We start from the raw sequence: 12,535 nt of genomic DNA, 5'->3' as shown, positions 1-12,535 counted from the left end.
CCCTGCGTCACGGATGGTCATTCGTCGAACGGTTGATTGCTCCCCTCGATCAACGTTGTCATCTGCGCCTCACGAACATGTGTCCGTCAACAGAGCATGGACGCGAAAATCTTCATTGAAGTACGATCGTAATTTTATATTATGATCGTAATGGCATTGAGCTAAGCCGCTGTTCGGCGGCAGCGGGATGCGGCCAAACAGCTCTTAGCGAGGATTTCATGGACGACAGGACCGCCACTTCACGCCAGATTGCATCGCGTGACACCACAGATCTCACCTCGCTTGGGCTCGCAGTCGCTGCAGCAGCGATTCGTAACGGCGACATGACGTCGGAAGCCTACACTACTGCACTTCTGCAGCGCGCCCGAACGCTTGCCGAGCTGAACGCCTTCATCACCATCGACGAGGCCGCTGTGCTTCAGGCCGCGAGGGACGCGGACAAGGCGCATGCGACCGGCTCGGCGGCTCCGCTCCTTGGCGTGCCCCTCGGGGTGAAGGACAGCTATTTGACGAAAGGGCTGCCAACGAGCCTGGGCCTCGATAGCTTGGCTCACTTCATTCCGCGGGAAGACGCCGACGCCGTCCGTGCAATCAAGGACGCGGGCGCTATCGTCTTCGGCAAGAACAATCTGGTGGAGATGTCCTACGGGCTGACTGGGCACAATGAGCGCTATGGCCAGGTGAAGAACCCGCACGCCCGCGATCGCGTAACAGGCGGCTCCTCAAGCGGCTCTGCCGCATCCGTGGCCGCCGGGATCGTACCGGCCTCTTTGGGTGGTGACACCGTCGGGTCGATCCGGGTGCCCGCATCGTTCTGTGGTGTCGTGGGATTCAAGCCGACCACCGGGCGTTGGCCGCGCAACGGCGTTGCGCCGATCTCCCATACGCTCGACACGACGGGCGCATTCGCCCGAAGCGTCGCGGACTGCATATTGGTGGATCAGGTCGTGACTGGTGAACAGGCTGCGGACTTCTCCGACGGTGGCTACAACCTGAAGGGAGCCCAACTGGCCTTCGCGCCGCGCCAGTTCCTGGATCTGGTGGACTCGGAAGTCGAGACCCGCTTCCGCGAGGCGGTTCGGCGGCTGCAGGACGCCGGCGCTGAGGTCGTTGAGGTCGACCTTGGCGACGATTTCAATGCCCTCATCCAGACCGCGACATGGGGCATCTTCGCTCATGAGACGATGGGCGCAATTTCGGAATTCCTTCGGCGCCACGACATTCCGACCACATTCGAGGCGATCTATGAGAGCCTCAAGCCCCAGCTTCGCCAGGCGTGGGGACACATCGTACTGCCACGCGGTGCAGGCGCTACCTCGGCAGAGGCCTACCAGACGGCGCTCAACGTGAGCCGCCCGGAAATTCAACGCCGTCTCAACGCGGCGTTCGTCTCTCATGGAGCGCTGGTCATTCTGCAACCGGCCACGCCCTGCACGGCGCCGTTGATCACGGAGCAGGCGACGGTCCATATCGCGGGGCAGGAAGTCAGCTACCTCGCTTTGGCGAACCACACCGTGTCGGCGAGCAGCGTGGGGCTGCCGGGTATCAGCCTTCCTGTTGGCTTGTCTCGCGCTGGGCTGCCGATTGGCCTTGAGCTGGACGCCCCCTTAGGGAGCGACCGGGGACTTCTGCACCTTGCCCGCGGCATCGAAGGCATCTTGAACGAAAAGTCGGGTGCGATCTAACGCCGTGGCCCCTTCCCGTAGCGAAGGGACCACCTGCAAGCAATCACAACCGATTAGAGGATCAACAGATGGCCAATGCACTGTACTCAACGCATGTCATTCCGATCGAGCACGTCACCATCCGGTCAACAAGATCTTTCGAGGACGTTCGTGCCAAGCTCGCGACCTTGGCACCCCGCATCGATGACGGGATCTTCACTCTCCTGCGATATGGTGAAAGCATGCGGGCGCTTCGAGAGTTGGAGGCATGTCCGCCGCTCACCATTTTCGGTCAGCGTGACCACGGAGCGCTCCTGGCTATTGCTGGGCTGACGCGCCGATCCATCCAGTTCGATATCGGAAATCCGCTCACTGCATCCAAGATGACCCGCCACCAATTGTCGGCCGGGCTCTATGCGCCCATCCGCGTCCTATTGCGCGAGGATGACGATGGCGGTGTCGCGTTTGAATATGACCGACCAGCATCCGTTTCGGCCAGTTTCGCAGCGATGATGTCGATGCAGTAGCCCAGTGTCTTGATCGCGAGCTCCAGTTCTTGTTGGAAGCGGCTGCAGCGTAGGGCTGCTGGATATTAGTGAAGTAGAGAGAAGATGCGTTTCGAGAAAGGTCATAAAACAGCGACGCGGCGGCACATCGTCGATGTGGCGTCGAAGTGCGTGCGCCGAGACGGCATCTCGGCCGCCGGGATCGCGGGGATCATGGGCGAGGCCGGCCTGACCAAAGGCGCATTCTCTCCGCACTTCGAGTCCAAAGACGCGCTCGTTCGCGAGGCGCTGGCGAGCGCGCTCGGAGACCAGCAACTTCGGCTCGATGAAGATCAGCAGAGGGGCCTCCCCCTCGAGGGGGCGATCCGGAGATACCTCAACCGCGCTCACCTCGAAGACACGGCGGAAGGGTGCCCTTCGGCGGCGTTGCTCCCGGAAATCGCCCGCCAGCCGCTGTCCACTCGGCAGGACTACGAGAAAGCGCTGCGAAGCTACGTTTCGTCGCTGGCCGCACTACTTCCGGATGCCGATTCTGCAGCGAGCCGCCGCCGCGCGACCGCCATCTTCGGCCTCATGGTGGGCACCCTCCAGTTCGCGCGGGCCATCCCAGACAGTGTCCAGGCGGAGCAGATCTTGGAAGGCGGCGTTGAGGCCGCGTTGCACTTGGCGGGAGTTTGATCTTGCTAGATTAGGAAGGGCGGAGAGGTGCGGAAAGACTTTCCACGCCACCGGAACGAGCCGTGACACTCGGGACTAACCGCTAACCGCGGGCCCATGTTTCCTTCCGGCGCATCTGGGACCTCGGAGGCGATCCGCTCTTGGGCAGATGTTGACGGGAAAACCAGACGTCAGATCGTCGACGGACTCGACCGCACGCAACTGCGTCGCTGGAGCTTGTTCCTGCGCCAGCTCATGGCCGAGCCCGCGGAGGAGACTGTTGTCGGGCCGGTCGTGCTCGTCCTGCTGCCGACAGCCCTTAGTCGAGACCAGCGATCGGCGCTGTGCGGGCCTGCAACTCTTGTTTCGACCCTGGGCATGTGCGACCGCTACGACAGTGCAAGTTATGCGGCGGCGATCGGCGCTCGTCCCGCGCAGGGGCTGACCTCCCGCGTCGGGCACGCGGCGGCGATCGAATTGGCGAGCTGGTCGCGTGAGCTTCTGGAGGAGACAGTCGTTTGGCCCGCGGCTGATCAGATCGCTCCCCTTCCTTTGCTCGATCGCCTCGCGGCTCGAAAACAGTATCCGTTTCCGTGTTGGGAAAATGGCCTGGTCGACTACTGGGATGACGAGCCAGCCGCGCACGCGGTCGCCGCGCTGAAACACGGATACGTCGACCACATCCGGCGGCGAGTCTGGAGCGCACAGGCGAGCATTCTGTTGCCATTCGCCCATCGCGTGCTGCGAGCGCTCATCGCCCGATACCAGCATTTCCTGGCCAAGCAGGTGTCTCCCGAGCGGCCCTACGTCAGGACTTTCAACGGGCGCTTAAAGACAACCACGAACTTCTGGAAGCTTGAGTTCTATGAGCTTCGGGAGTTCACGAAAGATATTCTTTCGCCGAATGAAGCCAATTTGCTGGGTCTTGCGAGCCGCACGCGCAACCAGGTAGCGCACTTTGACCTCATCGAGCCAGACGAGATCGCGCGGTTCTCCGACTACTACGAGGCGACTATCGGCGATGTTGATTTCGACATTCCGGGTTGGAACTGGCCGCGCTGCGGTCAGAGCATGACACTCACAGTCGGTCCTTCGGGAGCCGGAAAATCGACTTGGTCGGCAACGCAGGGCATGGATGTCGTCTCTTCGGACGAAGTCAGGAAGGAATGGACTTCAGATGGCGAAGTGCGCGGCGCCCAGTCCGAGATATTCCACGAAGTGCGGATGCGTAGCGCCAAAGTTCTCGGCAGCGGCCGATCCGTCATCGTCGATGCCATGCATATCGAGCGGGATGATAGACTTCGCCAGTTGGCTATAGCCCCGGCTGACGTTTCGAAGAAGTACGCGCTCATCGACCGCCCCCTCGCTGACAAGCAACGGGACGCCGGCTGGAGAGGGGATAAGGGGCTCGTCGAAAAGTATCACAAGCTGTTTGCCGATCACGCCGGCGCCGCGCTCGCGGCAGACGGGAGATGTGACGTCGAGGTTGTCGATCTCCGGAGGCAACAGGGAGAAGAAAGGGCCGGGTAGTTCAGATCGCCTCGCAAGCAGTCCTTGGCTAAGGTTGCGCGTCATGGACGAAAAGGACCCCCCTCACTTTTCCGACCCTCAAATTTAGGCGAAAAAATTGAGCCGGAATTCGATAGGCAGCTCAGGAGGTTGAGAGATCGAGTCGTTTTCAAAACGAAATCGAGTCGTTCTTAAAGCGGAAATCGAGTCGTTTTCAAAGTGTCCGCACAAAGTAGTTGAAAACAATGGTGGGCCCGGCAGGACTCGAACCTGCAACCAGACCGTTATGAGCGGCCGGCTCTAACCATTGAGCTACAGGCCCCGCCGCGGGGCGGCCGCGGGAACGCGCGGCCGGCAACGGTGCGCGGTTCGTTTACAGGGCCGGAGGCGGGGGTGCAATGCCGGGGCTGGCGACCCGAAGCCGTCGGCGCTGCCTGGTCGAGACGCATTCCGAATAACCGAATTTCGCGATCATGGGCTTATGCCATTGTTTTGCCCGACGTGTCAAATGTGTTTTGGGGCGGTGCGCGCTTTCGCGTCTTTAAGCCGCTGAAATCGCCTGTCTTTTCTACTGTGCATGGGGTTGTTTTCGCAGGTTCTTGCTGGGAGGGGACCTGCCGGTCCCCTCGACACGTTTCGCTCGCGAGATCCCGGCCCGTGGCAGGCCGTCCGCTCAGTCCACCGAGACTCCGGCGAACTCGACGACCTTGCGCCATTTGTCGGTCTCGTCAGCGACGAGCTTGCCGAACTCGGCGGGCGTCATCGGCTTGGGGATGCCGCCGTTCTCGGTCAGCCGCGCGATCACCTTCGGGTCCTTCAGCGCGTCGCCGACGGCCTTGTTGAGGATCTCGACGATCTCGGGAGGCGTGCCCTTCGGCGCGGAGATGCCGTAGAAGCCGACCGATTCGAAGCCCGGCACGGTCTCGGCGATCGCGGGCACATCGGGCAGGCTCGGCCAGCGCTGTGGCGAGGTCACGCCAAGTGCGCGGACGTTGCCGCCGCGCGACTGCTCGAGCGCCGAAGGCAGGTTGTCGAAGATCAGCTGCACCTTGTTGGAGATGATGTCGGGGAAGGCGATCGCAGAGCCGCGATAGGGCACATGCACCATGTCGCACTTGGTCATCGCCTTGAACAGCTCCGCCGACATGTGCACCGAGGTGCCGTTGCCGGACGAGGCGAACGAGATCTGGCCGGGATTGGCCTTGCAATAGTCGATGAACTCCTGAACCGTCTTCACCGGCATCGCATTGGAGACGACCAGCATGTTGGTGAGCTGCATGATGCTTGCGACCGGCACGGTGTCGCGCAGGAAGTCGAACGGCAGCTTCTTGTAGAGCGAGGTCGAGATCGCGTTGTTGGGCGCGACGAACAGCAGCGTGTAGCCGTCGGGGGCTGCGTTGATCGCTGCGCCGGCCGCGATGTTGCCGCCGGAGCCGGCGCGGTTCTCGACGATGAATTGCTGGCCGAGGCGATCCGACAGCGCCTGCGCCATGATGCGCGCGACGATGTCGACCGGGCCGCCGGCGGCAAAGCCGATCATCCAGTGCACGGGGCGGTCGGGATATGCGGCAGAGGCGGGAGGGGAGGCTGCGAAAAGCGTTGAAAGAAACACGAGCCCAAAAGCTGCGCACCGCAAAATTCGCAACATGACGCCTCCCATTGTTCTATTGTCGTTGGGCTGCATGCTTTCACAAAATCGGGCCGCTGCCTACATCGCCGCAGGTCGGTGTTGACGCAGGCCCGCCGGGACTCATCATGAGATCTGCGTCCTTCATCCTTCTCGGTGCGGCGCTGCTCATCAGCCCTGCCGCTGCTCAAACCGGAGGTACGGCCATTCCGACTAGGACACTCAGCCTCGGCACCGCCACGCCCGGCGGCGGTTTCCCGCTCTACGGCAACGCCTTTGCGGAGGTGATGAATGCGGCGGATGCCTCGCTCACCATCGCCCCGCGCAACACCAAGGGCAGCAACGAGAACATTCCGCTGCTGGAGAAGGGCGAGCTGGACCTCGCGCTGGTCGCCGGCGAGCCGGCCTATAAGGCCTTCGCCGGCATCGACCGCGCCAAGGTCGCGCTGAAGATCCTGACCGCGATCTATTCCAACCCCGGCATGTTCGTGGTGCGGGGGACAGTCCCTACAAGACGATTCGCGATCTGGTCGGCCAGCCGGTGGCGTTCGGCGCCAAGGCTCGGGCCTGCCGATCCTGGCGCGCTACGTGCTCGACGGGCTCGGCCTGAAGCAGGACGAGGATTTCAAGGCTGTTTATCTCGACCGCGCGGGCGACGGCCCGGCAATGGTCGAGGATGGCCGCGTCGCCGCACTCTGGGGCGCCGGCATCGGCTGGCCTGGTTTTGCGGCGGTGGCCTCGAGCGCGTCAGGCGCGCGCTTCATCGCGCCCAGCACTGAGGAGATCACGCGCATCCGCGCCAGGCATACGTTCCTTAAACCCCTGATCGTGCCGGCCGGCTCCTATCCCAAACAGTCCGAGCCGATCGCCTCGCTCGGGTCCTGGAGCTTTGTCCTGACGCGCGAGGATCTGCCCGACGATATCGCCTATCGCCTCGCGAAGACGCTGCACGGCGCCGAGGCGACCTTCTGCAGGAAGCTCGCCCAGGCCTGCGAGACCACCGCGGCGAACACGGTCGCGGCGGCCCCGAAGCCGGAGCTGATTCATCCGGGCGTGATGCAGTATTTTCGCGAGATTGGTGTGGTGAAGTGACGGTCACCTGAGCGACCGTCACGATCTCACTTCTTCAGCATCGGACACGCCGGGTCCGGGGGACCGAACGCCTTGTCGCCGGAAATCGTGGCGAGGATCTTGTAATAGTCCCACGGATATTTGCTTTCTTCCGGCGTCTTCACCTGCACCAGCCAGAGGTCGTGCACCATCAGATTGTCTTCGCGCAGGCGGCCGTTGCGGGCGAAGAAATCTTCGACCGGCGTCTCGCGCATTTTCGCCGCGACCTTGAGCGGATCGTCGGTGCCGGTCGCCTTGATGGCGTTGAGATAGTGGATCACGCTCGAATAGACGCCGGCCTGCCACATCGAGGGCATCTTGTTCATCTTGGCGAAATAGCGCTTCGACCATTCGCGCGTCTTGTCGTCCATGTCCCAATAGAACGAGGTCGTCAGCAACAGGCCCTGGGCTGCCTGCAAGCCAAGGCCGTGAATATCGGTGATCAGCGCGAGCAGCGCGGCCATCTGCTGGCCGCCCTTGAACACGCCGAACTCCGAGCCGGTCTTGATCTCGTTCATGTTGTTCGGAGGACCTGCCGCGATGCCGATGATCTTGGCCTTGGAGGCCTGCGCCTGCAGCACGAAGGAGGAGAGGTCGGGCGTCGCCAAGGGTGGCCTCACCGAGCCGAGCACCTTGCCTCCATTGGCGGTGATGACGCTGGAGGCATCCCGTTCGAGGGAGTGGCCGAACGCATAGTCGTCGGTGATGAAGAACCAGCTATCGCCGCCGCGCTTGACCACCGCATCCGCCGTGCCGACCGCGAGCGCGCGGGTATCGAACACCCATTGCATCGCGTAGGGCGAACAGAACTTGCCGTGGAAATCCGCGGTGCCGGTCGAGTGGGTGATGAACAGCCGCTTCTTTTCGTTTGCGACGTTCTGCACCGCCAGGCCAACGGCGGAGACCGGCACGTCGACGATCAGATCGACCTGGTCGACGTCGTACCAGCGCCGCGCGATCGCGCCGCCGACATCGGCCTTGAGCTGGTGGTCGCCGATCACGATGCTGATCGGCTTGCCGAGTACAGTGCCGCCGAAATCGTCGACCGCCATCTGCGCCGCCGTCACCGAGCCCTGGCCGGTCGGTGCGGAGGCCGGGCCGTTCATGTCGGTGAGCACGCCGATTTTGACGATGTCGTCGGACACCTGCGCCATTGCGCCGCCCGACAGCAGCGCCGCCGTCAAGGCGGCCGCTATCGGCAGTCCAAATCTCGCTGGATTCACGTTTGTCCTCCCCTGATCCGGCTCGTTGGCCGAAGTTGCTTGTCCCGGGTACGGCCCGGCTGAATTGGTTTCTTTTGCAACTATTTTGGGGCGGGCGTCAATCTCAGGCCGCGAAGCGGCGCCTGGTGGACTTGCCTCTCGACGGTGGTCAGGCTCAAGCTCTATCTCCTGTTGCTGGAGCGACAGACAAGTCCGTCACGAGTGCGGCGCAATCGAGCATCATGATCGCGTCTTGTTTAATGGGAACCCGTCATGGCCGTTCGCCGACTGACCGTTGCATTTGCGCTTCTCTGCGGCCTCTCGGGGGCCATTGCGGCCTCGTCTGCCGAGGATCGCGCGATCGTCCTGGCCTCGACGACATTGACGGAGGACTCCGGCCTGCTCGACTATCTGCTGCCGATTGTCCGCGACAAGACCGGCATCGAGGTGACGGTAATCGCACGCCACAGCAACGAGGTGCTCGACGTTGCACGCCGGGGCGAGGTCGACGTCGTATTGATGCATGCCCGGCCGCAGGAGGAGAAATTCGTTGCCGACGGCTTTGCCACGAAGCGCTACGACGTGATGTACAACGATTTCGTGCTGATCGGGCCGAAGAGAGATCCCGCCGGCGTGAAGGGCAAGGACATCGCGACAGCGCTGAAGGCGATCGAGGCCAAGGGGGCACCGTTCATCACCCGTGGCGATCGTTCCGGCACCCACGCGGCGGAGCTTGCACTCTGGATCGTTGCCGGCATCGACATCGCCAAGACCAAGGGTGCGTGGTATCGCGAGAGCGGGCAGGGCATGACCGCCGCCCTCGACGCCGCACGCGCGGCGAATGCCTATGTGCTCGCGGACCGCGCGAGCTGGATCGCCTTCAAGGAACGCGGCGATCTCGACATCGTCGTCGAGGGCGACAAGCGGCTGCTCAACCAATACGGCGTGATGCTGGTGAACCCGGAGAAGCATCCGAACGTCAAGAAAGAGCTGGGCCAGACCTTCGTTGACTGGTTGATCTCGCCGGAAGGGCAGGCGGCGATCGCCAGCTTCAAGGTTGACGGGCAACAGGTATTCTTTCCGAACGCGGACAAGCACTGATTGGCCGAGGCACGAGCGGTTGCCAAAATGCGCGATGCGTGGTCCATCATGAGGCATGACCCAGCGCCTGCCGCCCTCGCTGACGCCGCTCGACACTGCGCTCGCTGTTTTGCTGCGCGGGGTCGATCCGGTCGCGCCAGTCGAATTGCCGCTGGCTGAAGCGGTCGGCTGTATCGCCGCGGGAATGCCGCAACTCGCAGCCTATCCGCCATGCGACATCGCCGTCGTAGATGGCTGGGCGTTGCGCGCCAACGATCTGGTCGGTGCGTCCTCCTATTCGCCGCTGCCTCTGACCAGGCCTCCCGTGTGGGTCGACGCCGGCGACGTGATGCCGGCGGGATGCGACTGCGTGCTCGATGCCGGGGCGGTCGAGGTGTCGGGCCCGCTCGTCCAGGTTCTGGCCGAGGGCGTTCCAGGGCAAGGCGTCGGGCGTGCCAGCGGCGACATCGCAGACCGCTCGCCTGCGGCGACAGCAGGACATCCCGTCGATGCAGCGACTCTGTTGCTCGCGCGTGTCGCCGATGTCGAAAGGCTGAGCGTCAGGCGACCGCGGCTGCGCATTGTCAACGTGCCGGGCGCAACCGCGACGATGCAGATGATCACCGACCTCGCGCGCGCGGCAGGATTGCATGCGAGTGCGCATAAGGTCGGCGCTCGCGATGCGGCATCGATCGCGGAGGCGCTCGATGTCTCCTCTGCGATCTGCTGCTGACGATCGGCGGCAGCGGCGTCGGTCGCGCGGATGCCGCGGTGACGGCGCTAGCCCAGCGTGGAGCCGAATTCGCCCACGGCCTCGCGCTCCAGCCCGGCCGCACCTCAGCCGCTGGGCGGCTCGGAAAAGTTCCCGTCCTTGCATTGCCCGGGGCGCCCGCTTCGGCGCTCGCGGTTTGGTTCGCGCTGGTGCTTCCGCTCATCGATAAAATGTCGGCGCGGCAGCCGCGCCGCACAGTGACCATGCCGCTCGCGCGAAAAATCGCCTCCAACGTCGGCATTGCCGAGATCGCTCTGCTGGCCGAGGAACATAGAGCGTGGATGCCGCTTGCAGTCGGTGAATGGCCGCTCCATGCCATTGCCAGAGCGGATGCATGGCTGCTCATTCCCGCCAGCCATGAGGGATTTGCGGCGGGCGAAGCGGTCGATGCTTATTTGATGCGGGAATGATATGGGTTCCGGCATGACCATGATCTCAAAAGCGTCAGACCGCAGCGCGCTCGAACAGGAGCAATTCCTCCAGATCCTCTCACGCGAGGAGGCGCTCGCGCGCTTCGAGGCGGCCCTGTTTCCGCGCGCGATCCCGAGCGAGCAGCGCAAGCTTGCCGATGCGCTCGGTACGGCACTGGCCGAAGACATCACCGCACCGATCGACGTGCCGCCCTTCGACCGCTCCAACGTCGATGGTTTTGCCGTGCGCTCGGCGGATATTTCGGCCGCCGGTGAAGGCGCCCCGTGCGGCTCGTCCTGAACGGCGAGACCATTCACTGCGGCACCGTGCCTAAGCTGCAAGTCGCAGCGGGGACCGCAACGCCAATCGCTACTGGCGGACCGTTGCCGCGAGGCGCCGATGCTGTGGTCATGGTCGAGCACACCCAGCCGGCCAGCCCCGCCACGATCGAGGTCCGTCGTGCGGTCTCGCCCGGGCAATTCGTGTCCTATGCCGGATTCGACATCGCGCGCGGTGAGGCACTGCTGCGCGCCGGCACGATCATAGGCTCGCGCGAGATCGGCATGCTGGCGGCCTGTGGCATCGCCGAGGTGAAAGTTGCGCGGAAGCCGCGCGTCGCGGTGATGTCCACCGGCGACGAACTGGTGCAGCCCGGCGAGACGCTTGCGCCGGCCGCGATCTACGACACCAACGGCGCCATCGTCGCGGCCGCGATTGACGAGAATGGCGGCGAGGCCATCTTCCTCGGTGCCATTCCCGATGACGAAGCCAGGCTCGAAGCCGCGATGCGCCAGGCGCTGGCGGACGCCGACATGCTGGTGCTCTCCGGCGGCACGTCGAAAGGGGCGGGCGATCTGTCCCATCGCATCATCGGCCGGCTCGGCGAGCCCGGCATCATCGCGCATGGTGTTGCGCTCAAGCCCGGCAAGCCGTTGTGTCTCGCGGTATGCGACGGCAAGCCGGTCGTGATCCTGCCGGGCTTTCCGACCTCGGCGATGTTCACCTTCCACGACATGATCGTGCCGGCGCTGCGCAAGATGGCCGGGTTGCCGGCGCGCTCCGATGCCAAGGTGAGTGCCACCGTGCCGGTACGCATTTCTTCCGAGCTCGGCCGCACCGAATTCGTCATGGTCTCGCTGGTCGATGGGAAGGACGGCCTGATCGCCTATCCCTCCGGCAAAGGCTCTGGTGCGATCACGTCGTTTGCGCAGGCCGACGGCTTTTTGCGCATCGACGCGCTCGCCGACCAGATGCCGGCGGGCACCGAAGCAGAGGTTACTCTGTTTACGCCACATGTGCGGGTGCCTGATCTCGTCATCGTCGGCAGCCATTGCACCGGCCTCGACATCGTCACCGCACCGCTCGCGCATGCCGGCCTCACCGTGCGCTCGATCGCCGTCGGCAGCCTCGGCGGACTTGCGGCAGCGAAGCGCGGCGAATGCGATCTCGCGCCGATCCATCTGTTCGACGACAGGAGCGAGACCTACAACACGCCTTACCTCGCCGAAGGGCTCGCGCTCGTGCCGGGCTGGCGGCGGATGCAGGGCATTGTGTACCGCAAGGGCGACAAGCGTTTTGAGGGGCTCGGCGCGAAGGAGGCCGTCGCTGCTGCGCTGGCCGACCCCGCCTGCATCATGGTCAACCGCAACCAGGGCGCCGGCACGCGGATCCTGATCGACCGGCTGCTCGGTGGCGCCCGTCCGGAGGGCTATTGGAATCAGCCGCGCTCGCACAATGCGGTCGCCGCAGCCGTCGCGCAGCATCGCGCCGATTGGGGCATGACCATTGCGCCGGTCGCCCATGCGGTCGGCCTCGGTTTCATTCCGCTCGCGGAAGAGCATTATGATTTTGCCTTGGTGACGGCGCGCAAGCAACGTCCGGCGGTGCAGGCGTTTCTTGACGCACTCGGCTCGGACGAGGCGCGCGCAGCGCTGGAGCGCGCTGGCTTCCGGCCAGCCTAAGTGGACGACGCGGTGTTCAAGCCGCGCGACAGGCGG

7 protein-coding genes, 1 tRNA gene and 3 pseudogenes are annotated in these 12,535 nt (G+C 63.9%); 8 read left to right on the top strand and 3 right to left on the bottom strand.

What is annotated here, in order from left to right; all coding sequences use genetic code 11:
- Nucleotides 1-218: 218 nt before the first annotated feature.
- From ACTGJ9_RS36765 to ACTGJ9_RS36750, 4 genes are all read left to right on the top strand, one after another.
- Entirely contained in the window at nt 219-1,685 is a 1,467-nt protein-coding gene (locus tag ACTGJ9_RS36765) for an amidase family protein (protein WP_456675011.1), read from the top strand.
- A gap of 68 nt (nt 1,686-1,753) precedes the next feature.
- Entirely contained in the window at nt 1,754-2,191 is a 438-nt protein-coding gene (locus ACTGJ9_RS36760) for a DUF302 domain-containing protein (RefSeq protein WP_456675010.1), read from the top strand.
- Between the two features lie 84 nt (nt 2,192-2,275).
- Nucleotides 2,276-2,848 carry a TetR/AcrR family transcriptional regulator gene (locus ACTGJ9_RS36755; RefSeq protein WP_456675009.1) on the top strand — a complete coding sequence of 191 codons (573 nt, stop codon included), beginning with the start codon at nt 2,276-2,278 and terminating at the stop codon, nt 2,846-2,848.
- Between the two features lie 96 nt (nt 2,849-2,944).
- Nucleotides 2,945-4,357: an AAA family ATPase gene (locus ACTGJ9_RS36750; RefSeq protein ID WP_456675008.1), complete on the top strand. Its 1,413-nt coding sequence runs from the start codon at nt 2,945-2,947 to the stop codon at nt 4,355-4,357.
- 225 nt (nt 4,358-4,582) lie between these two features.
- Here the strand turns inward: ACTGJ9_RS36750 and ACTGJ9_RS36745 are convergent.
- Together ACTGJ9_RS36745 and ACTGJ9_RS36740 are read right to left on the bottom strand one after the other, a co-directional pair.
- Nucleotides 4,583-4,658 (bottom strand) — tRNA-Ile (locus ACTGJ9_RS36745).
- Between the two features lie 351 nt (nt 4,659-5,009).
- Nucleotides 5,010-5,984 carry a Bug family tripartite tricarboxylate transporter substrate binding protein gene (locus ACTGJ9_RS36740; RefSeq protein ID WP_456675007.1) on the bottom strand — a complete coding sequence of 325 codons (975 nt, stop codon included), beginning with the start codon at nt 5,982-5,984 and terminating at the stop codon, nt 5,010-5,012.
- A 107-nt stretch (nt 5,985-6,091) separates the two neighbouring features.
- Here ACTGJ9_RS36740 and ACTGJ9_RS36735 point away from each other — a divergent pair.
- Nucleotides 6,092-7,055, top strand: a pseudogene (locus ACTGJ9_RS36735) (TAXI family TRAP transporter solute-binding subunit).
- 26 nt (nt 7,056-7,081) lie between these two features.
- On the opposite strand, the gene ACTGJ9_RS36730 reads toward ACTGJ9_RS36735, so the two are convergent.
- Nucleotides 7,082-8,296 carry an ABC transporter substrate-binding protein gene (locus tag ACTGJ9_RS36730; RefSeq protein ID WP_456675006.1) on the bottom strand — a complete coding sequence of 405 codons (1,215 nt, stop codon included), beginning with the start codon at nt 8,294-8,296 and terminating at the stop codon, nt 7,082-7,084.
- A 252-nt stretch (nt 8,297-8,548) separates the two neighbouring features.
- On the opposite strand from ACTGJ9_RS36730, the gene ACTGJ9_RS36725 reads away from it, so the two are divergent.
- The 3 genes and pseudogenes from ACTGJ9_RS36725 to ACTGJ9_RS36715 all read left to right on the top strand — a co-directional run bounded on the left by ACTGJ9_RS36725 (nt 8,549) and on the right by ACTGJ9_RS36715 (nt 12,499).
- Nucleotides 8,549-9,376 carry an extracellular solute-binding protein gene (locus tag ACTGJ9_RS36725; RefSeq protein ID WP_456675005.1) on the top strand — a complete coding sequence of 276 codons (828 nt, stop codon included), beginning with the start codon at nt 8,549-8,551 and terminating at the stop codon, nt 9,374-9,376.
- Nucleotides 9,377-9,431: 55 nt separating this feature from the next.
- A pseudogene (locus ACTGJ9_RS36720) lies at nt 9,432-10,537 on the top strand (molybdopterin-binding protein).
- Nucleotides 10,538-10,550: 13 nt separating this feature from the next.
- Nucleotides 10,551-12,499 (top strand): annotated as a pseudogene (locus ACTGJ9_RS36715) (molybdopterin biosynthesis protein).
- Nucleotides 12,500-12,535: the final 36 nt, after the last annotated feature.

Source organism: Bradyrhizobium sp. RDM12 (assembly GCF_051917485.1).
Taxonomy (GTDB): domain Bacteria; phylum Pseudomonadota; class Alphaproteobacteria; order Rhizobiales; family Xanthobacteraceae; genus Bradyrhizobium.
Note: the sequence above shows the minus strand (reverse complement) of the source record. Positions and strands in the feature narration are given on the sequence as shown.

What these genes read in the sequence shown, in the direction of transcription:
- ACTGJ9_RS36765 (WP_456675011.1), top strand. Translation starts at nt 219, where the DNA reads ATGGACGACAGGACCGCCACTTCACGCCAGATTGCATCGCGTGACACC.
- ACTGJ9_RS36760 (WP_456675010.1), top strand. Translation starts at nt 1,754, where the DNA reads ATGGCCAATGCACTGTACTCAACGCATGTCATTCCGATCGAGCACGTC.
- ACTGJ9_RS36755 (WP_456675009.1), top strand. Translation starts at nt 2,276, where the DNA reads ATGCGTTTCGAGAAAGGTCATAAAACAGCGACGCGGCGGCACATCGTC.
- ACTGJ9_RS36750 (WP_456675008.1), top strand. Translation starts at nt 2,945, where the DNA reads ATGTTTCCTTCCGGCGCATCTGGGACCTCGGAGGCGATCCGCTCTTGG.
- ACTGJ9_RS36740 (WP_456675007.1), bottom strand. Translation starts at nt 5,984, where the DNA reads ATGTTGCGAATTTTGCGGTGCGCAGCTTTTGGGCTCGTGTTTCTTTCA.
- ACTGJ9_RS36725 (WP_456675005.1), top strand. Translation starts at nt 8,549, where the DNA reads ATGGCCGTTCGCCGACTGACCGTTGCATTTGCGCTTCTCTGCGGCCTC.